This is a genomic window from Gordonia amarae NBRC 15530, from assembly GCF_000241345.1.
In the GTDB taxonomy this organism is placed as follows: Bacteria; Actinomycetota; Actinomycetes; order Mycobacteriales; family Mycobacteriaceae; genus Gordonia; species Gordonia amarae.
Window position 1 is genome coordinate 22,390 of sequence record NZ_BAED01000048.1, and the last position, 26,075, is coordinate 48,464.

Consider the following 26,075-nt stretch of genomic DNA (forward strand, 5'->3'; position numbering starts at 1 on the left):
CATGGATGGCGAAGCGTGACCGACGACACTTCAGTGTAAGTGTCGTCGGTTCCGCGACTTACCCTAGCGCACCGAACGATTGCTCGGTAGCAGGGTCGGCGTTACCCGTCGGTAGCGAAAGTGCTGCGGTCGCCGGTGCTTCGGAGCAGGTCGGCGAACCGGTGGATGAACGTGCCCACCAGGTCGCCCGTCGACGGGTCGGTGGCGTCGGCGGCCGGGTAGCGGGCCGAGACCCGCAGGCCACCGGGAGTCCGGTTGATCCAGATGAACACCTCCTCCGGCGCGTAGCTGTGGCTGCGCAGCACCCGGGCCCGGCCGGCGTCGGCGTCGGCCGCACCAGGCGCGTACCGGGTGTCGATGAACGACAGCGCGAAGCGGGGCTCACCGGCCACCACGTCGGGGTGGGCGCCCCCGATCAGCTCGGCGACCCGCAGATACGGCAGCGTGGACCCGACCCGGCCGTGCTTGAGCTCGGCGGTGGCGCGCACGATCAACTGACCGAACGTCGGCGAGTCGGACATGTCCAGGCAGACCGGGGCCAGGCCCACGAACCAGCCGAGCGAGGTGAGCCACTCGGGACTGTCGCGGGTGTGCCGGGGCATGACGGTCCGGAACTCCGTGTCGCCGGTCATGTCGTGGTAGACGATCGCCATCGCCGCCAGCACCCCGGCGAACAGCGAGCCCCCGGCCTCGGAGCAGACCGCGGTGAAGCGGTTGGTCTGCTCGTCGTCGAGAAGCAGTTCGGTGAGCGACTCCTGCGGCGGTCCGGACTCGGGTTCGGGTTCGGGGGCAGCGGTGGCGTCGGCCGGGTGGGACACCGGGGGCAGGCTGCGTTCGGCGGCGGCGAAGCGTGGCATCTGTCCGTGTCCCGTCCGCAGGAATGTCGTCCACGCCTCGATCGCGGGATGGTCCGGTCCCGTCTCGTCGGCGAGCCTGCGTTCGTGGGCGCTGAAGTCGACGTAGCTGCCCGCGTCGGGAAGGGCTGGGGTGACATGGTCGCGGGCGGCACGGTAGAGGGTCACCAATTCGTTCTGCGCGACGATGAGCGAGTAGCCGTCCAGCAGCGAATGGTCGCCCGCGAACAGCAGCGTGAACGAGTGTTCGCGGGCGACGGTGGAGAACATGTACGCGGGCCAGTGCAGGGGAGCGGTGGCCCGGTCGAAGGAGCCCGCGATCTGATCCATCATCGGCGCCGGATCCGAGTACCAGCCCACCTTGCCCATGCGCAGGTGCACCGTTCCCGGTCCGGTGGTCAGCCGCACCAGACCGGGCGCGCCGTCCTGGGGCCGGATGCCTTTGAGGACCACATGACTGCGCAGCACCTCGTGCCGGTCGATCCAGGTCAGCAGCGCCGAACGCAGCGCCGGGATCGACAACGGCTCGTCGAACTCGATCGCCAGACCCAGCCACGATTCGCGGCCGCCCTCGCGACGCGTGCGCAGCCGGTACGCGAACGCCGACCGCAGATGCTGTTCATGGTTGTGGGAGGTGGGCCGCGAGTCGGTGCTCCACTCGCCGAGCCCACCGGGCACGAACGGGGTCCACTCCACCAGCCCGCCCGGCGCGATGGGCTCCTCGAGAATCTGGACGAACTTCATGCCGGACGTCCGTTCGTCAGATCTGGCGGCGCACAGCCGCTTTGATCCGGCCGAGGATGCCGGCCATGCCGCGCAGGCGCAACGGGCTCACCGACTTGTCCAGGCCCAGATCGTGGTAGAAGTCGCCGGGAACCCCGAGGATCTCCTCGGCCGATGCCCCGTCGAGTCCCTGGAACAGGATCGACGCGAAGCCGCGGGTGGTCGGGGCCTCCGGCGGTGCGCTGAAGTAGAGCCGCACATGCTCGGGTTCGGAGGCGTCCACCGACAGGAACACCGGCGACTGACACTCCGGTACAGGTTCCATCGCCTCGGTGCGCAGCTGGTCGGGCAGGTCGGGAAGCTCCCCGGCGAACTCCAGCAGCAATCGCACCTTGTCGGGATCGGAGAGCGCCGCGAAGTCGTCGACGATCTCGGCGAGCGCCTCCGGGACGCTCACGCCGGTGCCGCGCCGGGTTCGTCACCCATGACGATGGGTGCCCGCACCGTGTTGCCCCACTCGGTCCACGAGCCGTCGTAGTTCTTGACGTCGTCGAAACCGAGCAGGTACGTCAGGACGAACCAGGTGTGGCTCGACCGCTCGCCGATGCGGCAGTAGGCGATGGTGGGGGTGTGCGGATCCAGGCCCGCGTACACGTCATCGAGTTCGGCGCGACTGCGGAACCGGCTGTCGGGGGCGGCGGCCTTGGCCCACGGGATGGACACCGCTGTGGGGATGTGGCCGCCGCGCAGCGCACCCTCCTGCGGGTAGTCGGGCATGTGGGTGCGTTCGCCCGTGTACTCCTGCGGCGAGCGCACGTCCACCAGTGGCACGGTGCCCAGCGCGGCCCGCACGTCGGCGGCGAAGGCGCGGATCTTGCTGTCGTCGCGTTCGATGACCGGATAGTCCGAGCGCGGGAACTCGGGGACGTCGAACGAGGTGTCGCGGTCCTCGGCGAGCCAGGCGTCGCGGCCGCCGTCGAGCAGGCGCACATCGGGATGGCCGAACAGGGTGAACACCCACATCGCGTACGCGGCCCACCAGTTGCTCTTGTCGCCGTAGATGACGACGGTGTCGTCGCGGCTGATGCCCTTGCTGCGCATCAGCTCGGCGAATTGTTCGCCATTGATGTAGTCGCGGGTCACCGGATCGTTCAGGTGCAGGTGCCAGTCGATCTTCTGCGCGGTCGGGATGTGGCCGATGTCGTAGAGCAGCACATCCTCGTCGGATTCGACGATCTTCAGACCCGGGGTGCCGATATGCGCGGACAGCCACTGAGCGGACACGAGCCGCTCGGGGTGGGCATAGCCGGCGAATGCGGGATTCGGGTCGGTTTCGACGCTCACGTGCGGGTTCCCTTTCTGGGGGTGGACATCCGGTCCCGGCCGCGACGCCCGCGGAACCGGGAACGGTGGGACACCGGGTGTGGACACGCCGGGTGGGCTGCCCGGCGCCGGAGAACTGCGTATCCGAGAGTCGAGAGTACCTACTACCCGCTGTCGGCGTGCGGGCAGCGGCCTACGTTGTGGGCCCGGCGTGTCGCCACAACGCGGTGACGTCCACGCCCACCGCCGCGAGGAGCTCGCGGACCGTCGGCAGACCGATACCGACGACCGACGACGGGTCGCCGTCGATGCGGTCGACGAACCAGCCGCCGAGGCTGTCGAGGGTGAACGCACCGGCCACGGACAGGGGTTCGCCGGTGGCGACGTAAGCGTCGATGGTGGCGTCGTCGATCTCGGAGAAATGGATGGTCGTCGACGCGGTCCGGGACGCCTGACCGGCGAGGGCACCGCCGGTGATGCGGGTGACATGATGACCGGTCAGCAACTCGCCGGTGCCGCCGCGCATGCGTCGCCACTGGGCGCGCGCCACGTCGGCGGTGTGCGGCTTGCCGCTGAGTTCACCCTCGAGCAGCAGCATCGAGTCACAGGTCAGTACCACGGTGTCGGTGGTCGACGAGTCGTCGCGGCCGACGATCGTGGCGCAGACCTCGGCGGCCTTGGCCGCGGCCAGGCGTACCACCACCTCGGCGGGTTCGGCACCGGCGAGTTCGGCGAGAATCGCGTCCTCGTCGACGTAGGAGACCACGACCTCGGGGTCGAGGCCGGCATCCCGCAGCACCTTCAGGCGTGCGGGAGAGGCCGACCCCAACACCACATGAGCGCCGTGTCCCGAGAGATTTTCTGCCACCCCGTCAGCGGCGCAGGTGGGTGAAGCTCGTCGGCATCCCCCACGGCCCGCGCAGCCGCTCCTCGTAGTTACCCCAGTCGTTGCGGGCCTCGGGTTCGGGTGTACCGCCGCCGTTACCGGCCGCCGCGGCCAGCACCACGGTCAGCGCCGCGGTCTCCTCGTCGGTCGGGTTACCTTTGACGACCTGCAGGAACGGGCGTTCGGGCTGCTGAGTCCCGTCCTGGGCGTTCTGCTCGTTGTTGTCGCTCACAGGGGAATGTTCCCATGCTTCTTCGGCGGCAGGTTGACCACCTTGCGTTCGAGCAGGCGCAGCGCCGTCGCGATCTGGCCGCGGGTGTGGCTCGGCGGGATCACCGCGTCGACGTACCCGCGCTCGGCGGCCACGTACGGATTGACGAGGGTGTCCTCGTACTCCTGCTGCAGTTCCAGCCGGAGGTCGTCGACGTTCTCGCCGTTCGCGGCGGCCTCCTTGAGGCGGTTGCGGTAGACGAACCCGACCGCGCCGGAGGCGCCCATGACCGCGATCTGGGCGGTCGGCCACGCCAGGTTGACGTCGGCGCCCATGTGCTTGGAGCCCATGACGTCGTACGCGCCGCCGTAGGCCTTGCGGGTGATGACGGTGATCTTGCCGACGGTGGCCTCGCCGTAGGCGTACAGCAGCTTGGCGCCGCGGCGGATGATGCCGTTGTACTCCTGGTCGGTGCCGGGCAGGAAGCCGGGAACGTCGACCAGGGTGATGATCGGGATGTTGAACGCGTCGCAGGTGCGCACGAAGCGGGCGGCCTTCTCTGAGGCGTTGATGTCGAGGCAACCGGCGAACTGGGTGGGCTGGTTGGCGACGATGCCGACGCTGCGCCCGTCGACGCGGCCGAAGCCGACGATGATGTTGGTGGCGTACTCGGCCTGAACCTCGAGGAACTCGTCGTCGTCGAGGATGCGCCGGATGACCTCGTGCATGTCGTACGGCTGGTTCGGCGAGTCGGGGATCAGGGTGTCGAGTTCGAGGTCCTCCTCATTCAGGGAGTCCTCGATGGAGCCGACCGGCTGCGGTGCCGCGGTGCGCGGCGGCTCGCTGCGGTTGTTGCTCGGCAGGTACGACAGCAGTTCACGCACGTAGTCGAGCGCGTCCTCCTCGTCGGAGCCGACGTAGCTGGCGGTGCCCGACTTGGACATGTGCGTGTGCGCACCGCCGAGCTCCTCCATCGTCACCTCCTCGCCGGTGACCGTCTTGATCACGTCGGGGCCGGTGATGAACATCTGGCTGGTCTGGTCGACCATCACCACGAAGTCGGTGAGGGCGGGGGAGTACACGTGACCACCGGCGGCGGCGCCCATGATCAGTGAGATCTGCGGGATGACACCCGAGGCGCGCACGTTGCGGTGGAAGATCTCGCCGTAGAGGCCGAGCGAGACCACGCCCTCCTGGATGCGGGCGCCCGCGCCGTCGTTGATGCCGATCAGCGGCCGGCCTGTCTTGACCGCGAGATCCATGACCTTGACGATCTTCTCGCCGTAGACCTCACCGAGGCTGCCGCCGAGGACAGTGGAGTCCTGGCTGAAGATGCACACCTCGCGGCCGTCGATGGTGCCGTAGCCGGACACCACGCCGTCGCCGACAGGGCGGCGGTCGCCGAGGCCGAAGTTGGTGCTGCGGTGGCGGGCCAGCGCGTCCAGCTCGACGAACGAACCCTCGTCGAGCAGGTGGGTGATGCGCTCACGCGCGGTGAGCTTGCCCCTCTCATGCACCTTGGTGACGGCGCCCTCGCCGACGGGGTGCAGGGTCTCGTCGAGCCGGTTACGCAGATCGGCGAGTTTCCCCGCTGTGGTGTGGATGTCAGGCGTGCCGCCTTGGGATTGCGCAGAGGTCATGAACAACGATGCTAACGACATCGCTGTGACGTACGTCAACTACTCCCAATGTGAGATTTTCCTCATGTTCCCGAGCGCTCGGTCGGGACGGTGATCTGGCTGCCTTTTCGGGCCGGTAGGCTCTGCAGATCATGAGCCCGACACCCGATGCCCAGGACCTCGCCGACAGACTCTCCGACACGCGATGGCACAGCATCGAGGTGGTCGGGTCGACGGCGTCGACCAACGCCGACCTGCTCGCGCGCGCCGCCGCCGAGGGCACTTCGGAGGTCGCCGGTTCGGTGCTGATCACGACGGACCAGACCGGTGGCCGCGGCCGTCACGGACGCACCTGGACCGCACCCTCCGGGTCGTCGGTGGCCATCTCCGCCGCGGTCGCGGTCGGCTCGCACGCGGACCGACTCGGCTGGATGTCGCTGCTCGCGGGTGTCGCGGTGGCGCGGGCCATCGACTCGATGGGGGTCAAGGCCGTGCTGAAATGGCCCAACGACGTCCTCGTCGACGGCGCCAAGGTCTGCGGCATCCTCTCCGAATACGCACCCGCCGCCGACGGTGGGATCGCGATCATCGGTATCGGCATCAACACCGACATGACCCCCGACCAGCTCCCGGTCCCCACGGCCACCTCGCTCGGCATCGCCACCGGTGCCCCCGTCGACGTCCAGACCCTCACCGGTGACGTTCTCGCGCAACTCGACGCGGTGCTCTACGGCTGGCCCGACGACCTCATCGCTCTCGCCGCCGCCTACCGCGACCGCTGCGACACCATCGGCCGCCGCGTCCGCCTCATCGCCCCCGGCGACCAGGACGTCATCGGCACGGCCGTCGACGTCGACTCCGACGGCCGCGTGATCCTGGAGACGGCCGCGGGTGAGCGCATCGGCGCCACCGCAGGCGACGTCACGCACCTGCGCGTCGCCGACTGACCAGCACGAGAGGGCCGGCCGAGGGGTGTGGTTCGTTCGTACGAATCCCGCCCTCGGGGTTGCCCCGGCCGGGGTGCGGTGCGAGCGTCGGTAGAGGACAAATTTCGCTTTGGAGGTTCTCATGACGATTGTCCGAAACTCGATTATCGCCGGTGCCGTCGGCCTCGGTCTCGCGTTATCGCCGGTCATGGCCGATTCCCCCGCATCGGCGGAGCCGGTAGTGAATGGCGGCGAGGGGTGCGTAGCCCCGATATTCACTGATCCGACCGCTGCTTGCTATGAAGATCCGCTCTATTTCTTCGGCTCCATACTCTCCAGCGCGGCGAGCGGCAGTGCGAGCGGGAAGCTACCGGACTTCACGTTTTCTTTCGACAACCTGAAGTTCGAATCCTGACCGGCGTCGCGGTGTGATCTGGCGCGTGGGTCGGCGCTGGGCGTGACCCGAGGCTGTGAGCGGCGCGTCCGCGAACGGCCAGGTTGTCAACGGTCCGGTCGTGGAATCCTGAGATATCGATTCGTCTCCCGAAGTAACGATTCGGGGGTGTCGTGCTGACGTCGGGCGCCGCAGGTGGCAAGGTATGGATGGTCAAGGCCGCTACTGAGTGAGGAATCATGAAGAACGTTCGTCGACTTGTCCGCGGCGCCGCGATCTCGATCGCCATCGCGGTACCGGCAGTGCTGGGCGCTGCTCCCGCGAGTGCGGTGCCGCCGCGGCCGCACCCACCGGTGTATTACCCCGTGACCCCACCCTGTCTGCCGAATACTCCGCCGCCCGTCGGTTCGTCAGTGCATCCGTGCACACCGTACTGGCTGATGTCCATCCTCGACGCGATGTCGATGGGCAGCACCGAAGGGCCCGGTAGCAGCGTCGGTAGCAGCACCGGCAGCTGAGCCTGCCCGCTGTGCTCTGAGCGCCGCGTGGGGATTTCGTGGGCCGTGAGTCCACGGAATCCTCGTTGGCGCACGCCGAGGGCCCCCTTTCATTCAGCCTGATCGGATCACTGTCGTCATCATCCCCGCCCGGGAATGATCGTCGCTCGTGAGTGTGATTGCCGATCAGGCGAGTTGGCCGCAATTTCTGCGGCTACCAAGGAGTTATCCGCCCTTTGTCCGTTCCGTATCGATCCGGCTCGGAGCCCTTGTCGTATTTCTTCTGGTGTGGTGGCTGATCACCGCGGCCAAATGGGTGGATCCGCTGTTCCTGCCCACACCCAGGACGGTCTGGGATGCCTTTTACCGGGCGAACACCTGGCACCAGGTGGCGCCGGGTGTGCCACGTGAGGTGCTCGGCGAACAGAACTACTTTCTCTGGGAACATCTGATCGCGAGCCTGCAGCGCATCGTCGCCGGCGTTGGTCTGGCGATTGTCGTGGGTCCGCCGCTCGGTTTTCTGATGGGCACAGTCCGCCCGATCGCGGTGGCGATCGAGCCGTACCTGAATTTCCTTCGCGCGCTGCCACCGCTCGGCTATATCGGCCTGTTGATCGTCTGGTTCGGCATCGGCGACGCCTCCAAGATCTGGCTGCTGTTTCTCGCAGCGTTCCCGGCGATCACCATCGCCACCCTCAGCGGCGTCCAGGACGTCAAGGAGGCACAGGTCAATGCCGCACGCGCACTGGGTGCTTCGCGAGTGCACGTGGTCTCGCACGTCATTCTTCCGGCGTCCTTACCGGCCGTGATCAACGGTATCCGGCTGGCCGTCGGATTCGCCTGGACCACGGTCGTGGCGGCCGAACTCAACAACGGAATCCCCGGTATCGGCGGCCTCGCCTATTACGCGGGCCAGCAGACCAATACGGCGCTGACGATCGCCTGCATCATCGTCATCGGAATCACCGCGCTGATCCTCGATCTGCTCATCAAATACGTGGGCGCATGGGCGACGCCGTGGCAGGGGAAGGCGTGATGACACACAACCGACGTAACACACTGGGCGCGGTGCTGGTCCTTCTTGTGATCGCCCTGACCACCTCCGGTTGCATTGTGGAATCGGGCCGTTCGGAGCAAAGCCGCGCCATCGGCGAAAAGGTCTCCTGCCCGGTCAAGCCGGATCCGGGAATCCGGACGACGGCCAGGATCGGTTATCAGGAAGTGACCAACGGTGACCTGATCGTCAAGGACACCTCACTGCTGCAGGCGTGCATGCCGAATGCGAAGATCACCTGGAGCAAATTTTCCTCGGGCGGCGATGTTCTGCAGGGCTTCAAAGCCCGCAGTCTTGACATCGCTCTGCTCGGTTCGGCACCCGCCGCCCGGGCACTGTCGGCGCCGCTCGACATCGACATGAAGGTCGTGTGGATTCAGGACGTCATCGGCAAGGCTGAGTCGCTGGTGGTGCACGATCCCGCGATCCGGACAATGGATCAGTTGCGCGGCAAGAAGATTGCCGTCCCGTTCGCCAGCACCTCGCACTTTTCGCTGCTGACCGCGCTGAATCGGGCTGGCATCACCGATCAGGTCACGCTGATGAATACCCAGCCCGACGCGATGCTCGCCGCCTGGGGCAACGGAATCGACGCGGCCTGGGTGTGGGATCCGGTGCTGTCCAAGCTCAAGGCGAACGGACACGTCATCGACGATTCCGGGGTGACCGCCGAACAGGGGGCTCCCACCTTCGATCTCGAAGGTGCCCGTAGCGATTTCGTCGCGCAGAACGGACCGTTCCTCAAGTACTGGACCGTCGCGCAGAACTGGGCGGTCAACCTGCTCAACACCGATAAACAGAAGGCGGCGATCCACATCGCATCGCAACTGAGCATCTCGCCCGACCAGGTGACCCCGCAACTGGCCGGCTACAAGTACCTCACCGCCCGCGATCAGCTCGACGGCAAGTACTTCGGATCGCAGGGAGCCGAGTCCGGACTGAGCACGGCATTGACGAGCACCGCGACATTCCTGCACACGACCCCCGACGGGGGTGTCAGCACGGTGTCGGCGCCGCAGGTGTACCGGGACGGGCTGTTCACCGACGCATTGAAAGAGGTTGCCCAGTGAGCGCACCAACCACCGTCGCCGAGCCGATCGTGCTCGACGGCGTGTCCAAGACGTACCCGTCGTCGGACGGGGAGGTCATCGCACTGTCCCCGACATCGCTGACCATCGAGCCGGGGGAGTTCGTCGCGGTCGTCGGCCCGTCGGGCTGCGGCAAGACCACACTGCTGCAGATCCTCGCGGGCTTCGTCACCCCGACCGCCGGGTCGGCCACCGTGGGCGGCACCCCCGTCGACGGGCCGGACCCCGACCGCGGTGTGGTTTTCCAGGCGCCGACGCTGTACCCGTGGCTCAGCGTGCGCGGCAATGTCGAGTTCGGGCCGCGGGCCCGTGGCGAGAGCCGGGCCGACCGCGGGGAGCGGGCGTTGCAGGCGCTGGATCTGGTGGGGCTCAAGGACTTCGCCGACAAGCGGCCCTACGAGTTGTCCGGCGGCATGCAGCAGCGCGCGCAGATCGCGCGGGTGTTCGTCAACAATCCGGGCATTGTGCTGATGGACGAACCCTACAGCGCGCTCGACCCGTTCACCCGGGAACAACTGCAGGTGCAGTTGCTCGACCTGTGGCACCGCGAGCGCAAGACCATCGTCTTCGTCACCCATTCGGTGGAGGAGGCGCTGTTCCTGGCGACTCGCGTCATCGTGATGAGTGCCCGTCCGGGCCGGGTGATCGCCGACCGGGCGGTGGTGCTGCCCGGCGACGACCAGCCCGGCGTGCGTTCGCTCGACGTGCTCGGCACCCCGGAACTGGCCGCGAAGAAGGCCGAACTCGCCCGGCTCATTCTCGAAGCGCACGGCTGACGGTTCCCGCGCATCCGTTTCCTTCAGCACTGAACGGATCCGATCGGTGCTGAAGGAAACGATTGCGCGGGAAGCTTGGGTCAGCGGTCAGCGGCGGAGGCTTTTTTGGCCCATCGCCGGGATGAGGGCGAGGATCGGCAGGCCGATGATCAGGTGCAGGATCGCGGTGGCGATGCCGACGGAGATCTCGGCAGACAGCAGCAGCGGGATGAGTACCGCGGCCACGATCAGCAGGATCACGATCCAGCGGAAGAACGCATCCGGTGAGGGCGTGACCAGCTGGAGGACGTACCAGAGGGCGCCGGCGGCAAGCGCGCACAGAAACGCCACGACGGCGAACCAGTATTCGTCGCGGGCGAGCGGGTTCCACACCCCGAGCTTGCCGGAGTCGTTGACCTTTTCGACGATGATCCGGGCGACCCATGCGGCCAGCCAGGCGGCCAGACCGGTGACGATGCCGGTCATCACCACACCACCGACGAACAATCCCGGATTGATGTCGGGGCCGACCTGCTTGCGCTCACGCGCGGGAGCCCCGTAGGCGCCGCGCGGCGACCGGTCCCCACGCGGACTCTGCCGCGCGGCAGGCTGGGGTTGCTCGTACGGGTACGGCTGCTCGTACTGGGGCGGTGCGTCGTACGGTTGCCCGTATTGCTGAGGGGCCCCGTATTGCTGGCCGTACGGCCGGGCGGACTGGTAGTCGCGCGGATTGTCGTACTGGTTGGGTGCGTAGTACTCCTGGTCGCGATAGACGGGTCCGCCGTGCGAGCGTTCGTCGTAGTATTGGCCGGGATCGCGGTCGTTGCCGGGATCGCCGTAGGGGCCGGGGTCTGCGGGGCGGGGTGGCTGCGGATACGCCCGCGTCGGGGGAACGGAGTCCGCCGGATTGCGCCGGTTGCGGTCGACCGGGTCGTGATAGCTCATGCGTGTGCCTCCTGACCTGTCATAGGCCCTCCAGTCTACGCAAGCCGCCCTTCGGTTCAGCCGCAGGCGACGGCGTCGGCGTGGCTCACGGATCGACGTCCCGCCGAACGACTCCACGGTGAATTCCGGGTCACGCGCACTAAGCTGGCCCGCATGGGCATTCCGAAGGAGAATCTCGCACAGGGCGAACGCGTGATCCTGGAGCGGCACCCGCATTGGAAGTGCCTTGTGGCACCGTTGCTGATCTTCATCGTCACCACGGGCGTGGCCGGTGTCCTCGGCGGCCTGGTCAACGACCGGCTCGACGGTACCGCGCGCACCTGGATCCTGGGCATCATCCTCGTGATCTGGCTGGCAGTGGCCGGGTGGTACCTGGTGCGGCCGCTGGTGTCGTGGAAGACCACGCACTTCGTCGTCACCAACCGGCGGGTGATCTTCCGCAACGGCATCATCACCCGGTCCGGCAACGACATCCCGCTCCAGCGAATCAACACGGTCGAGTTCGAGCACGGGCTGATCGACCGCCTGCTGAACACCGGCTCGCTGGTCATCGAATCGGCGTCCGACGAACCGCTTACCTTCAACAACATCCCGCAGGTCGAACGCGTCCACGCCCTGCTGTACCAGGAGGTCCTCGACGACGACAACGATCCCGACAGCGAGCCGCGCCGATGACCGACGTACTGCTGGCCGAGGATGACGTGGCGATCGCCGAACCTCTGGCACGGGCGCTGGGCCGTGAGGGTTACGGCTGCCAGGTGGTCACCGACGGAGCCCAGGCACTCGAATACGCGCAGGACAGCAGGTACGAACTACTGATCCTCGATCTCGGACTGCCCGAGATCGACGGCCTGGAGGTGTGCAGGAGAATCCGGACGACGCGGCCGGGTCTGGCCGTGCTGATGCTCACCGCCCGCACCGACGAGGTCGACTTCGTCGTCGGTCTCGACGCCGGCGCCGACGACTACGTGGGCAAACCGTTCCGGCTCGCTGAACTTCTTGCCCGGGTCCGGGCGCTGTTGCGCCGGCGCAACTCGGAGGAGGACTCCGAATCTGTCCTCGACGGCGGCGACATCCGGCTTGATCCGCGCGGACGCCGCGTCCTCGTCGACGGCAAGGACCTGGTGCTGGCGAACCGGGAGTTCGATCTGCTGCGGTTCCTGATGGAGCGGTCGGGGCAGGTGATCGGCCGCGACGAGATCCTCACCGAGGTGTGGGGGTCGGCGGATCTGCGCTCTTCGAAGACACTCGACATGCACATCTCGTGGTTGCGCCGCAAGATCGGCGACGACCGGCGCGACCGTCCCCGGCACATTGTCACCGTGCGCGGGGTCGGTTTCCGGTTCGACCCGTGATCGTGACAGCCCCCGCCGCACCGCCCACCCAGGCCTGAATCGGGTGGTGTAGTGCGCAGACGCATCCTCTACTCGATGGTCGCCATGGTCGTGGCGGTCGGCCTGCTGCTCGGTATCCCGCTCGCGGTCATCGCCTGGTGGTGGGTGGCCGACAACGCCCGCCAGGACCTCGACAGCCGGATCAAGGCGATCGCCGACCAACTCATCCGGCAGGAGGGTGAGGCGGGGTCGATCCGGCCCGGGCAACTCGATGTCGACGCTTTCGGCGTACTGCTCCCGGACGGCGGCAGGCTCACCATCCACTACCCGGTGACCGGTGCCGCCCACGCGACGGACCGCCCCGACAGGGTGGAGACGCGGGTGATCGGTGCGAACATCGACGGACACACCGTGTCGGACTCGATCGCGCTCGGCGCCGCGGGCTCCCTCCTGCTGGAGATCCCCGCCTCGGACGTGCACAACGACCAGTTGTTCGCCATCGGCATCGTAGCGATGGTGATGGCGGCGTCGGTGGCGGCGGGGACGGGCGTGGCCGCGGTGACCGCCGGGCGACTGGCGGACCCGCTCATCGATCTGGCCGACCGGGCCGCGGCGATGGGCCGTGGCGAGTTCGGCGCCCACTGGCGCCGGTACGGGATCAGCGAACTCGACCGCGTCTCGTCGGCGCTGGGCGATGCCAACGCGGAGATCGCGCTGCGTCTCGAACGCGAACGCGAAACAGTGGGCGACGTGTCCCATCAGCTGCGCAGCCGGCTCACCGCCATCCAGTTGCGCCTCGACGAACTCACCCTGCACGAGGATCCCGCCGTCGTCATCGAGGCGGAGGCCGGTCTGGAACAGGTCGACCGGCTCGCCCGTGAGCTCGACGAGTTCGTCGCGCAGTCACGTGAGGAGGCGGCTCCGTCCCAGCCCGTCGACGTCGGCCACACGGTCGCGACGCTGGTCAGCGACTTCGCCCCGGCATTCGCGTCGCGGGGACGAACGCTCGTGACCCGCGGCGGCACCGAGACTATCGCGGCGAGCAGCCGGCCGGGGCGGCTGCGTGAGGCACTCAGCGTGCTGGTCGACAACGCACTCATGCACGGGGCGGGTCAGTGCCGTATCGAGATCGGCGAGTTGTCGAGCGGCCTCGTGCGCATCACGGTCCGTGACGACGGGCCGGGGGTGGCCGATGACCTGGCGGTCATGATTTTCCGGCGCGGCTTCTCCGTCGGCCGCGGCAACGGTGTCGGCCTGTCGCTGGCGCGGGCGCTGATCGAGGCCGACGGCGGACGGCTCGAACTCGGTTCCCGGCGTCCGCCGGTGTTCTCGATCGTCGTGCCGGCCTGGCCCGCGGACGACATGACGGGCGACGACACGACGGGCGGGGGGTCCTCGGCGGGACGATCGCGGGGGCTGGGGTCAGCCGGGCTCGCGGATCCCACGAGGAGTCCCGAGATCACGCGTGGCCGAGTTCCTCACCGTTGAGTTCGTCACCGTTGAGTTCGTCACCGTTGACTTCGTCGCCGGTGCGGGTGTTGTCGCCGGCAGGCTGGTGCTCGCCGAGAATGGCCACGTCGGCCTCCGGGAAGGCGAACTTGCGCAACGCCCAGAACCGGAAGCCCATCTGCAGCAGGTTGCCGATGATGAAACCGAGGACGAAGTCGACGACAGCCAGCTCCAGAGTTCCCAGGTTTTCGCGGAGGCTGAACACGTTGTTCGCGAACCACAGCGGGGCGGCCTGCAATCCGACACCGATCCCGCTGATCCCGAAGAACAGCAGCGCCTCGTGGTGTACCTGGTGCCCGCCACGGTTCTTGAACGCCCATTCGCGGTTCAGGACGTAGCTCAGGATGGTCGCGAGAACACCTGAGATGATCTTGGCGATCACCGGCTTCTGCTCCAGCACCGTCAGGCTCAGCGCGAAGTACACCGCCATGTCAAAGACAAATGTGGTGCCTCCGACGAGTGCGAACTTGATCAGTTCGTGGTGTTGCCTCGCGAGCTCGTGTAGGGGGCCGGGTAACCGGTCGACCAGCTCATCGATAAAGGGCACAAGATCCGAGTGTACGAAACGATCGGCATGTGGTGCCCGTCTCGGCCACGATGTGCGGTTCGTGAGCGGGACGTGCCACCATGTCAACCGTGAGTTCTGAGCCAGCCGCGAGTACCCGGCACGCAGGCCCGATGCCGACGGTGACCATGATCGGAGGGGGCCAGCTGGCCCGCATGACCCATCAGGCCGCGATCGCCCTCGGTCAGTGCCTGCGGGTGCTGGCGGCCTCCCCGGGCGACCCGGCGGCGGTGGTGAGCGCGGACGTCGTGATCGGGTCGCACGAGAACATCGACGACCTGCGCCGCGCCGCACAGGGCGCCACCGCGCTCACCTTCGACCATGAAGGTGTGCCGCTGGAACATCTGCGGACGCTCGAAGCCGAGGGGGTGCAGGTCCGCCCGCCGTCAAAAGCACTGCACTTCGCCCAGGACAAGCTGGCGATGCGGGTGCGGCTGGCCGAGCTGGGGCTGCCGGTTCCCGATTTCGCCGATCTCGGCGGATCCGACCGCGAGGCCGCCCGGACCCGGCTCACGGAGTTCGGCGACACCCACGACTGGTCGGTGGTCCTCAAGGCCGTGCGCGGCGGCTACGACGGCCGCGGAGTCTGGCTCACCGACACCCGCGACGAGGCGCTGGCGGTGTTCGACGAGAACTTCGGCAAGGGTGCTGAGCTGATCGTGGAACAGAAGGTGCCGATGCGGCGCGAACTGTCGGCGCTCGTCGCCCGGTCGCCGTTCGGTCAGGGCGCGGCATGGCCGGTCGTCGAGACGGTGCAGCGCAAGGGACAGTGCGCGGTGGTGCTGGCACCGGCACCCGATCTCGATGAGGCGGTGGCCGAGGAGGCCCAGCAGCTGTCGCTGCGGCTGGCGGCCGAACTCGGCGTGGTCGGGGTGATGGCGATGGAGTTGTTCGAGACCGTGGGCGAGGACGGCGGTCCGGGCCGGCTGGTGGTCAACGAATTGGCGATGCGCCCGCACAACAGCGGCCACTGGACGATGGATGGCGCGGTCACCTCCCAGTTCGAGCAGCACGTGCGTGCCGTCCTGGACTATCCGCTCGGCGACACCTCACCGCGTGCGCCGGTGACCGTGATGGCGAACATCCTCGGCGCCGAGCAGGCCCCGTCGATGTCGATGGACGAGCGGCTGCACCACCTGTTCGCCCGGATGCCCGAGGCCAAGGTCCACCTGTACGGCAAGGGGGAGCGGCCCGACCGCAAGATCGGGCATGTCAATATCGTGGGCGCAGCAGATGACGGCGTCGAGGACGTCCGGGAGCGGGCCGAACGGGCCGCGCACTGGATGTCCCGCGCCGAATGGACCGACGGATGGGACCCGCATTCATGACCGACAGCGACGACGGACAGTCCGGCGGCACCGAGACCGGTGCGCAGGATGTGGCCGCCGGCGGGGCCGCGCCCGCCGGTCCCCGGGTGGGGCTGATCATGGGCAGCGACTCGGACTGGCCGACGATGCAGGCCGCCGCCGAGGCGCTCGCCGAATTCGAGGTGCCCTTCGAGGTGGGCGTGGTGTCGGCGCACCGCACCCCGCAGCGCATGCTGAACTACGCCGCCGGAGCGGCCGGCCGCGGCATCTCGGTGATCATCGCCGGCGCGGGCGGCGCCGCGCACCTGCCGGGGATGGTCGCCTCGGCGACCCCACTGCCCGTGATCGGTGTCCCGGTCCCGCTCAAGTACCTCGACGGTATGGATTCGCTGCTCTCGATCGTGCAGATGCCCGCGGGCGTCCCGGTCGCGACGGTGTCCATCGGTGGGGCCCGCAACGCGGGTCTGCTCGCGGTGCGCATCCTCGCCGCGTCGGACCCGGTGTTGCTGGAGCGGATGGCCGCGTTCCAGCGGGAGCTGGAGTCGATGGTGCTCGACAAGGACGCCGCGCTCCGCGACAAACTGCTCGGCGAGTAGCGCGCCGGCCCGATAGCGTGCCGGATCTCAGGCGAGGATCAGCGTCGCCTTCTCGGTCTGCGCGCGGCGCTCGGTGCCGCCGTCGGCGGGGTGGGCCACCGACACGAGCGACGCGCCCCGCGCCAGCACCGACACCAGATTGCGGGTGAGCGCGTCCGCGTCGTCCCAGCCGCGGACCGACAGCACACGCGCCCCCGGGGTCACGCCGTCCGCGTCGGCCTGCCGCCCGGCGGCCGCCAGCACCTCCGCGGTGGTGGCGCCGTTCAGCGCGGCATCGGCACGCACCCGCGCCGCGTAGTTGTCACCGTGCACCCGGACCGCCGTCGAGAAATCGGTGACGCCGGGCGGCAGGTCGCGCATGGGAAGGGCGAACGGGTCGAGTGAGGTGACGATGACCTCGTCGGCGTCGTCGTAGGCGCTGAGCCCGGCCGGCGAGGTGAACACTGCGACCGCGTCGTCGTACTCCGCGGGGCTGTCGAACCGGACCTGCGCCCCGGCCCACCAGCAGCCGAGCAGGATCGCCGCGGTCTGCCAATGATGCGGCAGGTCGACGACGATCACGTCCCCGGGCCCCGCGCCCAGCTCGTCGACGACGAAGTTGGCGGTCTTGGCGGCCCAGTTGCCCAGCGTCGCCGCCGACAGCTCGGTGCGTTCGCCGGTCGCGTCGTCGTAGAACGTCAGCATCGGGCGGGTCCAGTCGCCGATCGTCCCGAACACGGCAGCGGTGACCGTGGGGGAGCCGGCGGCGGAAGCGGAGGACATGGGAGTGCCTTTCGGTCGTCAGCAGAACCGGGCCCAGCGTATCCGCCGCCCGAACCCGGTCAGTTGACGCACATGGGGCCGTCGGACTCGGCGGTGATCGGCGAACGGTTGCCGCCCGGTGCCGAATTGACGTCCTCACCGTTCTGCTGCGTCTGCGCGATCTCGTTGGTCGGATCGGCCGGGGAGCCCGGTCCGGCATACGAATTGGTGAGGATCACCCGCAGCTGCTTCTCCGGCACGGACTTGTCCTCGCGGACGGTCAGCCCGCCGAGGTCCTTGGCCAGTTTGCGTGCGCCCGCATCGTCCTTGGAGTGTGCCACGATCACCGAATCCAGGTCGTTCGTACCGGCCGTCGCCGTCTTGCCGCGCTGATATCCCTTGCCGGACAAGATATTCGACACGTTCGATGCCAGGCCGTCGACGGTGCCGCCGTTGGTGACATCCACGATGTAGTCGCCGCGCTCGGCGTCCTTGGACTTGTCCTTGTCGCTCTTGAGGAGATTCTCGGTGGCCTTCTTGACCTGGGCCGGATCCACCTGGACGACGCTCTGCCTGCCGTCCTCGCTCCACCCGTGTTCGGTGATCACCGGGATCGTGGAGAACTTGATGTTGCCGCCGCTGAGGTCCTTGAGCTGCTGCACGAATCTCACGATGTCCCAGCCGTCGTCGATCACGATCGACCGCGCCGCGGCGCGCTGCAGCTCCGATACCTTCGACGGGCTCGTCAATGTCTTGGCGGACAACACCTTCTGCGCGAGCGAGGCCATGAACACCTGCTGGCGGGTGATCCGGTCGAGGTCCCCGCGCGGCAGGTCGTGCCGCTGGCGGACGAAGCTCAGCGCCTTCGGGCCCGTCAGGGTCTGCTTGCCGGCCCGGAATCGGGCACCCGAAAGCGGTTCGGACACAGGGTTCTTCAAGCACACATCGACGCCGCCGACGGCGTTGGTGAGCAGCACGAAGCCGAGCAGCCCGACCTCGGCGTAATGATCGACCCGCACCCCGGTCAGGTTGGACACGGTGTCGATCAACGCTTTCCGGCCCGCCTTGGTGCCGTCGTCCTCGGCCTCCTTCTCCGGCTTTCCGGATTCGACGGCCTCGCGGCGCACGTGCTCGCGGGTTGCGCCGTAGGCGGCGTTGATCTTGCTCATCCCGATACCCGGAACGTCGACATACGAGTCGCGGGGAATGGAGATGGCCGTCGCCGACGAGCCGTCGTTCGGGATACGGATCAACAGGATCGTGTCGGTGTTGGTGGCCACATCGTCGGCCGACCGCAGCCACCGCAATTCCTTGGCGTCCAGCGGGTTTCCCTTGGCGTCGGTACGTGAGTCGGTGCCCACGAGCAGAATGTCGGTGGCGCCGTCACCACCGCCGCCGAGGCCGAGTCCCGACAACTGTGTGACGCTCTCGCGGAGATCGGAAATGCTGTGCCAGGCGTAGCCGGTGCACACCAGGACGGTCACGCTCAGCAGTGCCACCAGCATGCGCGAGACATTGTGGCGCTCGCGCATCGCCGTGCGCACCGCGCCCGCGACGCCCGCCGGTGGCGGTGTGGAGGCGGCTGTGGTCTTGCCGGACTCTGCGAGCGTGGCCGCGGGTGCGATATCCGGGGCGCCGCCGGACGTCGTGGCCGTGTCGTCGGCGGTGACGGTGTCCGGCTCGTCCGGTGTGACGACCGACGGCGCGGAAGCCTTCTCTTTGGGTTGAGCCGTGCGCGGGGTGGGCTTCTTCCGTTTCGGTGCTGTCTTGTCGGCAGCCGGGCCCGAAGTCTTGGTCGGGACCTTGCCTGAGGTCTTGTCGGGGGTCGCCGGGTTCGCATCGCCGCCCGGTCGCCGGACGCGACGACGGGGAGCGTCGTCCCGATCCGCCGCCCCGCGCCGCGGTGAGGTGTGGATCTCGCCGGACGAACGGCGAACGTCCAGGTCGTGGCCGTCGCGGGGATCACCGGGCAGCCGCGTGGGCGCCGATCGGCGATCGGTGGCACGGCGGTCGGCGGCGGGCTTGCGACCACGTCGGCGCTCGTCGGAAGCTGCGGGCCGGCGTTGTGGTGTGTCTCGATGGATCTCGCCGCTCGCCCGGTCCGGGGACCGATCCACCCGGCGTGCCGGCGGTTCGGTGCCGCGTCCACGCGGATCCGTCTCGCGTCGTTCACCGGCCCGGGGACGATCACCGGCGCGGGGGCGGTCACCACGTTCGGCGGCCGCACGTACACGCGGCTCGGCGCCGCGACGCACCGGACGTCCATCCTCATCACCACGCACCGGCGGCAGCGTCCGCCTGGGCTCGCCCGAGCGCTCACCCCGCACCCGACGCGGCGGAACGCCCCGGTCCCGGCGTCGTGAATCCTCAGCCCGCTCGCCGCGCTCCCGGCGCTGTGGAATGTCAGCTCGCTCGCCGCGCTCCGACTTATGAGCTCGCTCGCTCCGCTCTGACCTATGAGCTCGCTCGCTCCGCTCCCGGCGGCGCCCGTGCCCGTTGTCTGATCGAGAGTCCACGAGTTAAGCCATTACCTTTCCGGCGAGAAGGGTGGTGCTGGTGTTGAAGGTGCAACGCCAGGCTACTGGTGTGAAGAGGGAATGCAGTAGCGCAACGCCGGGCGAGTCGTGTGATGCGTTCGGTGAGCAGCAGGCACCATGGTCACCATGACGCGACGACTCTTCGTGACCGGTGCGGCCGGACAACTCGGCACCGCTGTGCAGCAGGTGGCGAGCCGCGGTGACGCCCCGCTCACGGTGACGCCATTGACCTCCGCCGACTTCGACATCGCCGACTCCGAATCGGTGCGTTCGGCGTTGTCGGGACTCAGCGCTGACGACATCGTGCTCAACTGCGTCGCCTACACCGACGTCGACGGTGCGGAGGAGGATCACAGCGGTGCGCACGCGGTGAACGTCGACGGACCGGCCCACCTCGTCCGCGTCACCAAGGAGAAGGGGGCCTGGCTCATCCACATCTCCACCGACTACGTGTTCTCCGGCACCCCGCCGCGCGTCGCGGACGTCGAAGGCTACGAGCCGGGTGATGTCGGCCCCGACGACACACCCGCCACCGTCTACGGCCGCACCAAACTGCGCGGGGAGAACGTCGTCCTGCGAGGCGATCCGTCGAGCACGATCGTGCGTACCGCCTGGCTGTACACAGGGGGACCGGACGCCCGCGATTTCGTCGGCACGATGCGCAGACTCGAAGCGCAGCGCGACGCCGTCAACGTCGTCAGCGATCAGACCGGATCACCCACCTACGCCCGCGATCTGGCGACCGGGCTTCTCGAACTCGCCGGCCGCGGCCGCACCGCCGAGACGACCGGCTCAGTCCTGCACGCGACCAACGCCGGCCGGGCCACCTGGTTCGAGTTGGCCGCGCAGGTGTTCGCCGAGATCGGCGCTGATCCCGCCCGCGTCCACCCGTGCACCACCGCCGATTTCCCGCGGCCCGCACCACGGCCCGCCTACTCGGTCCTGTCCGGACGGTCCTGGGCGGCAGCAGGGCTCACGCCGCTGCGGGACTGGCGCGAGGCCCTGCACGAGGCCATCGGGGAACCCGGCCGCGGCTGAATCCGGCACTCCGGACGCATGGGCGCGTCGGCGGCACTCGCGGCGGCCACCGGAGGATTGGTTACCCTGTCCCGGTGACTTCACAGTTGGCCGTCGTGACGGTGACTTACAACTCGGGTGACTATCTGACGACGATGTTGCGCAGCCTCGCCGTGGCCACCACCGAGGAACCGCAGGTCATCATCGCCGACAACGGATCCGTCGACGGCGCCCCCGAGCGCGCCGAACGTGACTTCCCGTTCGCACGGCTGGTGCGTACCGGCGGCAACGTCGGGTACGGCGGGGCGATGAACAGGGGGGTCGCCGAACTCGGGCCCGAGGTCGAGTACGTGGTGATCGTCAACCCCGACGTCGAGTGGTCACCCGGATCGATCGATGAGTTGCTCGCCGCGGCACGGCGCTGGCCCCGCGCGGGATCGCTGGGACCGCTGATCCGCGAACCCGACGGCTCGGTGTATCCGTCCGCGCGCCGGGTTCCCGACCTGATGACCGGCACCGGCCACGCCGTGTTCGCGCACATCTGGAAGTCCAACCCGTGGACCGCCGCCTACCGGGCCGACGACGTCGCGCCGAGTGAGCGTCCCGTCGGCTGGCTGTCGGGGGCATGCCTGCTGCTGCCCAGGGCCGCATTCGACTCGGTCGACGGATTCGACTCGCGGTACTTCATGTACATGGAGGATGTCGATCTCGGCGACCGCCTCGGTAAGGCCGGCTGGCTCAACGTGTACGTTCCGTCCGCGGTCGTCATCCACACCAAGGGACACGCGGCGGGCAAGAACCCGGAACTGATGCTGCCCGCGCACCACCGCAGCGCCTACCGCTTTCAGGCCGACCGCAACCCCGGAATCCTGCGCGCACCGCTGCGGCTGGCGTTGCGTGTCGGTTTGGCGTTGCGTTCGAAAGTGGCCGTGCGCGCGGCCCGCAAAGCTCTGGACAACGAGGGACATGCGACAGGAGATCAACGATGACCGACTCCACAACCCAGGACGCGGGCACCGGAAAACATGAGGCGCCCGACGAGGCCCGGCCCGACGTTCAGGCCGTCGTCCTCGTCGGTGGCAAGGGCACCCGGCTGCGGCCGCTGACCCTGTCGGCGCCCAAGCCGATGCTGCCGACCGCGGGCCTGCCGTTCCTCACCCATCTGCTGTCGCGGATCAAGGCCGCCGGCATCGACGATGTGGTGCTGGGCACCTCGTTCCAGGCGCACGTGTTCTCCGAGTACTACGGTGACGGTTCCAAGCTCGGCATACGGCTGCGGTACGTCACCGAGGAGGAACCGCTGGGCACCGGCGGCGCGATCCGCAACGTACTCGACCAGCTCACCGCCGACACCATCCTCGTCTTCAACGGCGACGTGCTCGGTGGCACCGATGTGCGCCAGGTCCTCGACACCCACCGCACCAGCGGCGCCGACGTGACGATGCACCTGGTGCGGGTGTCCGATCCGCGCGCGTTCGGCTGCGTGCCCACTGACGCGACGGGCCGGGTCACCGACTTCCTGGAGAAGACCCAGGACCCGCCGACCGACCAGATCAACGCCGGCGCGTATGTGTTCCGCCGCGCGATCATCGAGGACTTCCCGGCCGGTCGGCCGGTGTCGGTGGAACGTGAGGTGTTTCCCGCCCTGCTCAGCTCGAACCGGCACATCCAGGGACATGTCGACCACTCGTACTGGCGTGACATGGGAACGCCCGAGGACTTCGTGCGCGGCTCGGCCGACCTGGTGCGCGGAATCGCGCCGTCGCCCGCGCTCGGTGACCGGCGCGGCGAATCGCTCGTCCACGAGGGTGCGGGCGTGGCTCCCGGTGCGCTGCTCATCGGCGGCACCGTCGTCGGCCGGGGCGCCGAGATCGGCCCCGGCGCCAGGCTCGACGGCGCGGTGGTCTTCGACGGCGCGGTCATCGAGGCCGGTGCGGTCGTCGAGCGCAGCATCATCGGTTTCGGGGCGCATCTGGGTCCGCGCGCACTAGTCCGCGACACGGTGATCGGCGACGGCGCCGTCATCGGTGCCCGCTGCGAGCTGTTGCGCGGGGCGCGGGTGTGGCCCGGGGTGACCATCCCCGACAACGGTGTGCGCTTCTCCTCCGACATCTGAACGGATGACTAAAGACGGCCCGGGAATCTCCCGGGCCGTCCGCAATTCTCCGAGCTCTGGGCCGTCAGGCCGCCTTGGCGGCGGCGAGCACGCCCTTACCGAGCGGGATGACGACGGGCAGCAGCCTGTCGTCGTTCGCGACCACCATCGCGGCGGCACGGGCGGCCTCGGTCATGGGGTCGGTGCGTGCGGGATCGCCGATGGCGCCCTCGGCCGTGGCGTCATGCACGACGAGGACCCCACCCGGCCGCAGCAGGCGGATCGCCTCGGTGACGAAGTCGGGCAGTTCGAGCTGCGGGCCGTCGACGAACACCATGTCGTAGGAGCGGTCGGCCAGGCGTGGCAGCACATCGCGGGGGGCGCCGTTGATCAGCCGGGTCCGGCCGGTCGACACGGACGCGCCGGCGAACGAGGCGCGGGCGGCACGGTGGTGCAGCGGTTCGGGGTCGATGGTGGTCAGGACACCGTCGGTGTGCATACCCGCCAGCAGCCACAGCCCGCTGACGCCCGCGCCGGTCCCGATCTCGACCACGTTGGCGGCGTTCGCCGACCGCGCGAGGAACGCCAGCAGCGCCCCGGTGGCCGGGCTCACGGCAGTGGCGCCCAGCTCCTCGGCGCGCGCACGCGCCGCCACCACGGCGTCGTCCTCGACGATCGCGGACTCGGCGTAGGACAGCACGGCGGCCGCCGCATCCGCGGACAAAACGGGCGTAGGTGATTCACTCACGACCACAGCGTAATCGGGTTGTTACCGTCCGCGCAGCAAGGGCGCGCTGGTCAGCCCGAAAAAACGCAGGTGGCGGCCCGTATCCGGACCCCGCCGCGGCTTCCTCAGGGAACACACAGCCATCTCATACGGCGAACACACTCCCATAGGACAGGGTTGAACCCATCGCGGACGATCGCGAGGGGCCACCCGTGGACAGCGCACAATCGGCCCGGTCCGGAATAGTCCGGCCACCGGAATGGTTGTGCAAATACCCCGGCCGCACCACCAGCGTGAACGAAGGGAACGTGCACCAGCAATGTCTGCATCGCCAGGATCAGCGCCTTACGACGAGACCGCCGACCAGATTCCGTCTGGCACCGCGGGCTTCGACGCCACGGGCAGCGCCGGTCTGATGCCGTCGTGGGACGAGCTGGTCCGTGAGCACGCCGACCGCGTCTATCGCCTCGCCTACCGGCTGTCGGGTAATCAGCACGACGCCGAGGACCTGACGCAGGAGACCTTCATCCGGGTGTTCCGGTCGCTGTCGAGCTACAAGCCCGGCACGTTCGAGGGCTGGCTGCACCGCATCACCACCAATCTGTTCCTCGACATGGTGCGCCGCCGCGGCAAGATCCGGATGGAGGCGCTGCCCGAGGACTACGACAGGGTGCCCGCCGACACACCCGACCCACAGCAGATCTACGCCGACGCCAACCTCGACGCCGACCTGCAGAGCGCCCTGGCCTCCCTGGCCCCGGAGTTCCGTGCCGCAGTCGTCCTGTGTGACATCGAAGGTCTGTCGTATGAGGAGATCGCCACCACCCTGGGCGTCAAGCTCGGGACCGTGCGCAGCCGCATCCATCGCGGCCGGCAGGCCATCCGCGATCATCTGGCCGGGAACGGTCACCTCGACAGCCGGTCGGTGGCCATCGGCTCGGCCCGCTAGCGTCCTTTCTTCGCCCGACCGGGAACCTCCGGCTCGCGGGCATCGTTGAGAGCTTCGGATAGGCTGGCGGCAGTGCACGCGCCCGACCCGACGGGCGGGCCGCGTGACGCGAGATCGCGACGGCCGCACAGGCGAGACGGAAGGGCATGGCATGGACACCGGCAGGAGTCGTCAGAGTCCCGAGGGTCCCCAGAATTCCGGGGGCCTGGCGGGTCCGCAGTCACAGCTCGACGCGACCGGCATGCGCCGGCGCCGCCGCTCGTCCTGGAATCCGGCGACATGGACGCCCGGAGCGTCCTCTTTCGTCCCCAATCCCTCCTATCGCGCGCCGGGAACCCCCGGCGGCCGCGACTTCGCGCCCACCGAACACCTGTCGCCGGAGGCCGTCGCGGCGTTCGCCGACGGTGAGCTCGCGATGACCCCACACATGCGCGCCGCCAGCCACCTGGCGCTGTGCGCCGAATGTGCCGCCGCCGTCGAGGCCCAGGTCACCGCGCGCACCCGGCTGCGCACGTCCGGAGGCGGCGGTCGCGAAGGCGGTGGAGAAGTCGGCGGTGTCCATCGACATCCGCACCGCCAGTGCCTACGCCAACGGCTCGGGATTCGTCATCGACGCCAAGGGCTACATCCTCACCAACAACCACGTCGTCTCGATGGCCGCGAATGACCGTTCCGCCAAGCTCGAGGTGGTGTTCTCCGACCGCACGCGGGTCCCGGCCCGCATCGTGGGCCGCGACATCCGCACCGACCTCGCGGTGGTGAAGGTCGACAACGTCGAGAACCTGACGGTCTCCAAGCTCGGCAACAGCGACAAGCTGCAGATCGGCGAGGACGTGGTGGCATTCGGTTCACCGCTGGGCCTCGACCGCACCGTCACCAGCGGCATCGTCAGCGCCATGAACCGCCCCGTCCCGCTCAAGCCGGACGCGGAGTCCGACACCGACGCGGTGATCGACGCGATCCAGACCGACGCGGCCATCAACCCCGGCAACTCCGGCGGACCGCTGGTCAACGGCAAGGCCGAGGTGGTGGGCGTGAATACCGCCGGGCTGGTCCCGGGCGGCGGCTCAATCGGCCTGGGCTTCGCGATCCCCATCAACCAGGCGCTGCCGATCGCCAAGTCGCTGATCGCCGACGGTAAGGTCAACCACCCGCAGATCGGCATCAACGCCAGCTCTGTCCGCAACGAGCGGGTGCTGGGCGCCCAGGTGCGCAATGTGGTCGAGGGCGGTGCTGCGGATCGGGCGGGCGTGCGGGAGAATGACGTCATCATCTCGTTCAACAATCGGACCATCGAGAGTGCGGATGAGCTGACGGTGGCGGTCCGGACGTCCTCGATCGGGGCCAAGGTGCCGTTCACGTACTGGCGTGACGGCCGAACCTTCAAGGCCACCATCACGCCCGGCAGCGACTAGTCCGCACC

The 26,075-nt window shown here is 68.5% G+C and carries 24 protein-coding genes and 3 pseudogenes; 16 read left to right on the forward strand and 11 right to left on the reverse strand.

The window, feature by feature from the left end; genetic code table 11:
* Positions 1-101: 101 nt before the first annotated feature.
* The 6 genes from GOAMR_RS13325 to GOAMR_RS13350 form a co-directional block, all read right to left on the reverse strand.
* Positions 102-1,598, reverse strand: coding sequence for a condensation domain-containing protein (locus GOAMR_RS13325; RefSeq protein WP_005188502.1), 1,497 nt, complete (start codon positions 1,596-1,598; stop codon positions 102-104).
* A gap of 16 nt (positions 1,599-1,614) precedes the next feature.
* The gene (locus GOAMR_RS13330) at positions 1,615-2,034 is read right to left on the reverse strand and encodes a SufE family protein (protein WP_005188505.1); all 420 of its coding nucleotides are present in this window, start codon (positions 2,032-2,034) and stop codon (positions 1,615-1,617) included.
* Entirely contained in the window at positions 2,031-2,921 is an 891-nt protein-coding gene (locus GOAMR_RS13335; protein WP_005188509.1) for a sulfurtransferase, read from the reverse strand. The genes GOAMR_RS13330 and GOAMR_RS13335 overlap by 4 nt, the downstream gene beginning before the upstream one ends.
* 172 nt (positions 2,922-3,093) lie before the next feature.
* A complete protein-coding gene (locus GOAMR_RS13340) occupies positions 3,094-3,735 on the reverse strand; it encodes a Maf family protein (RefSeq protein ID WP_005188512.1) in 642 nt (213 codons plus the stop codon).
* 37 nt (positions 3,736-3,772) lie between these two features.
* Positions 3,773-4,018: an acyl-CoA carboxylase subunit epsilon gene (locus tag GOAMR_RS13345; protein WP_005188515.1), complete on the reverse strand. Its 246-nt coding sequence runs from the start codon at positions 4,016-4,018 to the stop codon at positions 3,773-3,775.
* On the reverse strand, positions 4,015-5,637 hold the full coding sequence (locus GOAMR_RS13350) for an acyl-CoA carboxylase subunit beta (RefSeq protein ID WP_005188519.1): 1,623 nt from the start codon (positions 5,635-5,637) through the stop codon (positions 4,015-4,017). The genes GOAMR_RS13345 and GOAMR_RS13350 overlap by 4 nt, the downstream gene beginning before the upstream one ends.
* Positions 5,638-5,768: 131 nt before the next feature.
* On the opposite strand from GOAMR_RS13350, the gene GOAMR_RS13355 reads away from it, so the two are divergent.
* From GOAMR_RS13355 to GOAMR_RS13375, 5 genes are all read left to right on the forward strand, one after another.
* Positions 5,769-6,563, forward strand: coding sequence for a biotin--[acetyl-CoA-carboxylase] ligase (locus GOAMR_RS13355; RefSeq protein WP_005188522.1), 795 nt, complete (start codon positions 5,769-5,771; stop codon positions 6,561-6,563).
* Positions 6,564-6,684: 121 nt separating this feature from the next.
* Positions 6,685-6,957, forward strand: coding sequence for a hypothetical protein (locus GOAMR_RS13360; protein ID WP_138943723.1), 273 nt, complete (start codon positions 6,685-6,687; stop codon positions 6,955-6,957).
* 645 nt (positions 6,958-7,602) lie between these two features.
* Positions 7,603-8,469, forward strand: coding sequence for an ABC transporter permease (locus tag GOAMR_RS13365; protein WP_244427408.1), 867 nt, complete (start codon positions 7,603-7,605; stop codon positions 8,467-8,469).
* A gap of 32 nt (positions 8,470-8,501) precedes the next feature.
* A complete protein-coding gene (locus GOAMR_RS13370; RefSeq protein ID WP_244427409.1) occupies positions 8,502-9,557 on the forward strand; it encodes a taurine ABC transporter substrate-binding protein in 1,056 nt (351 codons plus the stop codon).
* Positions 9,554-10,351: an ABC transporter ATP-binding protein gene (locus GOAMR_RS13375; RefSeq protein ID WP_005188535.1), complete on the forward strand. Its 798-nt coding sequence runs from the start codon at positions 9,554-9,556 to the stop codon at positions 10,349-10,351. The genes GOAMR_RS13370 and GOAMR_RS13375 overlap by 4 nt, the downstream gene beginning before the upstream one ends.
* A gap of 87 nt (positions 10,352-10,438) precedes the next feature.
* Here the strand turns inward: GOAMR_RS13375 and GOAMR_RS13380 are convergent.
* Positions 10,439-11,068: pseudogene (locus tag GOAMR_RS13380) on the reverse strand (hypothetical protein); the annotation flags it as partial.
* Between the two features lie 360 nt (positions 11,069-11,428).
* Here GOAMR_RS13380 and GOAMR_RS13385 point away from each other — a divergent pair.
* Genes GOAMR_RS13385 through GOAMR_RS13395 form a run of 3 tightly spaced genes read left to right on the forward strand, consistent with a single transcriptional unit; the run spans position 11,429 to position 14,097 of the window.
* Positions 11,429-11,950, forward strand: coding sequence for a PH domain-containing protein (locus tag GOAMR_RS13385; RefSeq protein ID WP_005188541.1), 522 nt, complete (start codon positions 11,429-11,431; stop codon positions 11,948-11,950).
* Positions 11,947-12,630 (forward strand): response regulator transcription factor, encoded by a 684-nt coding sequence (locus GOAMR_RS13390; RefSeq protein WP_005188543.1) that lies wholly within the window; start codon positions 11,947-11,949, stop codon positions 12,628-12,630. The genes GOAMR_RS13385 and GOAMR_RS13390 overlap by 4 nt, the downstream gene beginning before the upstream one ends.
* A 51-nt stretch (positions 12,631-12,681) precedes the next feature.
* Positions 12,682-14,097 carry a sensor histidine kinase gene (locus tag GOAMR_RS13395; RefSeq protein WP_005188546.1) on the forward strand — a complete coding sequence of 472 codons (1,416 nt, stop codon included), beginning with the start codon at positions 12,682-12,684 and terminating at the stop codon, positions 14,095-14,097.
* Here GOAMR_RS13395 and GOAMR_RS13400 read toward each other — a convergent pair.
* Entirely contained in the window at positions 14,069-14,665 is a 597-nt protein-coding gene (locus GOAMR_RS13400) for a GtrA family protein (RefSeq protein ID WP_005188548.1), read from the reverse strand. The genes GOAMR_RS13395 and GOAMR_RS13400 overlap by 29 nt on opposite strands.
* Before the next feature lie 80 nt (positions 14,666-14,745).
* On the opposite strand from GOAMR_RS13400, the gene GOAMR_RS13405 reads away from it, so the two are divergent.
* Entirely contained in the window at positions 14,746-16,011 is a 1,266-nt protein-coding gene (locus GOAMR_RS13405) for a 5-(carboxyamino)imidazole ribonucleotide synthase (protein WP_050942718.1), read from the forward strand.
* On the forward strand, positions 15,993-16,586 hold the full coding sequence (gene purE, locus GOAMR_RS13410; protein ID WP_170319158.1) for a 5-(carboxyamino)imidazole ribonucleotide mutase: 594 nt from the start codon (positions 15,993-15,995) through the stop codon (positions 16,584-16,586). Before GOAMR_RS13405 ends, purE begins: the two co-directional genes overlap by 19 nt.
* A 27-nt stretch (positions 16,587-16,613) precedes the next feature.
* Here purE and GOAMR_RS13415 read toward each other — a convergent pair whose 3' ends face one another.
* Both GOAMR_RS13415 and GOAMR_RS13420 read right to left on the reverse strand, forming a co-directional pair.
* Positions 16,614-17,348: a TIGR03089 family protein gene (locus tag GOAMR_RS13415; RefSeq protein WP_005188566.1), complete on the reverse strand. Its 735-nt coding sequence runs from the start codon at positions 17,346-17,348 to the stop codon at positions 16,614-16,616.
* 59 nt (positions 17,349-17,407) lie between these two features.
* Entirely contained in the window at positions 17,408-19,609 is a 2,202-nt protein-coding gene (locus GOAMR_RS13420) for an LCP family protein (protein ID WP_083836952.1), read from the reverse strand.
* 372 nt (positions 19,610-19,981) lie between these two features.
* On the opposite strand from GOAMR_RS13420, the gene rfbD reads away from it, so the two are divergent.
* From rfbD to manB, 3 genes are all read left to right on the forward strand, one after another.
* Positions 19,982-20,902, forward strand: a complete 921-nt coding sequence (rfbD, locus tag GOAMR_RS13430; protein WP_005188574.1) for a dTDP-4-dehydrorhamnose reductase — start codon at positions 19,982-19,984, stop codon at positions 20,900-20,902.
* 74 nt (positions 20,903-20,976) lie between these two features.
* The gene (locus GOAMR_RS13435) at positions 20,977-21,870 is read left to right on the forward strand and encodes a glycosyltransferase family 2 protein (protein ID WP_005188576.1); all 894 of its coding nucleotides are present in this window, start codon (positions 20,977-20,979) and stop codon (positions 21,868-21,870) included.
* Entirely contained in the window at positions 21,867-22,997 is a 1,131-nt protein-coding gene (gene manB, locus GOAMR_RS13440) for a mannose-1-phosphate guanylyltransferase (protein WP_005188578.1), read from the forward strand. The genes GOAMR_RS13435 and manB overlap by 4 nt, the downstream gene beginning before the upstream one ends.
* 64 nt (positions 22,998-23,061) lie before the next feature.
* On the opposite strand, the gene GOAMR_RS13445 is transcribed toward manB, so the two are convergent.
* Positions 23,062-23,730: an O-methyltransferase gene (locus GOAMR_RS13445; RefSeq protein WP_005188580.1), complete on the reverse strand. Its 669-nt coding sequence runs from the start codon at positions 23,728-23,730 to the stop codon at positions 23,062-23,064.
* Positions 23,731-24,022: 292 nt separating this feature from the next.
* On the opposite strand from GOAMR_RS13445, the gene sigE reads away from it, so the two are divergent.
* The 3 genes and pseudogenes from sigE to GOAMR_RS13455 all read left to right on the forward strand — a co-directional run.
* The gene (gene sigE, locus GOAMR_RS13450; protein ID WP_005188582.1) at positions 24,023-24,652 is read left to right on the forward strand and encodes an RNA polymerase sigma factor SigE; all 630 of its coding nucleotides are present in this window, start codon (positions 24,023-24,025) and stop codon (positions 24,650-24,652) included.
* A 241-nt stretch (positions 24,653-24,893) separates the two neighbouring features.
* Positions 24,894-25,172, forward strand: a pseudogene (locus GOAMR_RS25605) (hypothetical protein); the annotation flags it as partial.
* Position 25,173: 1 nt separating this feature from the next.
* Positions 25,174-26,067: pseudogene (locus GOAMR_RS13455) on the forward strand (S1C family serine protease); the annotation flags it as partial.
* Positions 26,068-26,075: the final 8 nt, after the last annotated feature.

Excerpts from the sequence above, each read along its gene's own strand:
- GOAMR_RS13415 (WP_005188566.1), bottom strand. The coding sequence starts at position 17,348 with ATGTCCTCCGCTTCCGCCGCCGGCTCCCCCACGGTCACCGCTGCCGTG.
- manB (WP_005188578.1), top strand. The coding sequence starts at position 21,867 with ATGACCGACTCCACAACCCAGGACGCGGGCACCGGAAAACATGAGGCG.
- GOAMR_RS13350 (WP_005188519.1), bottom strand. The coding sequence starts at position 5,637 with ATGACCTCTGCGCAATCCCAAGGCGGCACGCCTGACATCCACACCACA.
- GOAMR_RS13405 (WP_050942718.1), top strand. The coding sequence starts at position 14,746 with ATGTCAACCGTGAGTTCTGAGCCAGCCGCGAGTACCCGGCACGCAGGC.
- sigE (WP_005188582.1), top strand. The coding sequence starts at position 24,023 with ATGTCTGCATCGCCAGGATCAGCGCCTTACGACGAGACCGCCGACCAG.
- GOAMR_RS13355 (WP_005188522.1), top strand. The coding sequence starts at position 5,769 with ATGAGCCCGACACCCGATGCCCAGGACCTCGCCGACAGACTCTCCGAC.
- GOAMR_RS13325 (WP_005188502.1), bottom strand. The coding sequence starts at position 1,598 with ATGAAGTTCGTCCAGATTCTCGAGGAGCCCATCGCGCCGGGCGGGCTG.
- purE (WP_170319158.1), top strand. The coding sequence starts at position 15,993 with ATGGGACCCGCATTCATGACCGACAGCGACGACGGACAGTCCGGCGGC.
- GOAMR_RS13360 (WP_138943723.1), top strand. The coding sequence starts at position 6,685 with ATGACGATTGTCCGAAACTCGATTATCGCCGGTGCCGTCGGCCTCGGT.
- rfbD (WP_005188574.1), top strand. The coding sequence starts at position 19,982 with ATGGTCACCATGACGCGACGACTCTTCGTGACCGGTGCGGCCGGACAA.
- GOAMR_RS13385 (WP_005188541.1), top strand. The coding sequence starts at position 11,429 with ATGGGCATTCCGAAGGAGAATCTCGCACAGGGCGAACGCGTGATCCTG.
- GOAMR_RS13390 (WP_005188543.1), top strand. The coding sequence starts at position 11,947 with ATGACCGACGTACTGCTGGCCGAGGATGACGTGGCGATCGCCGAACCT.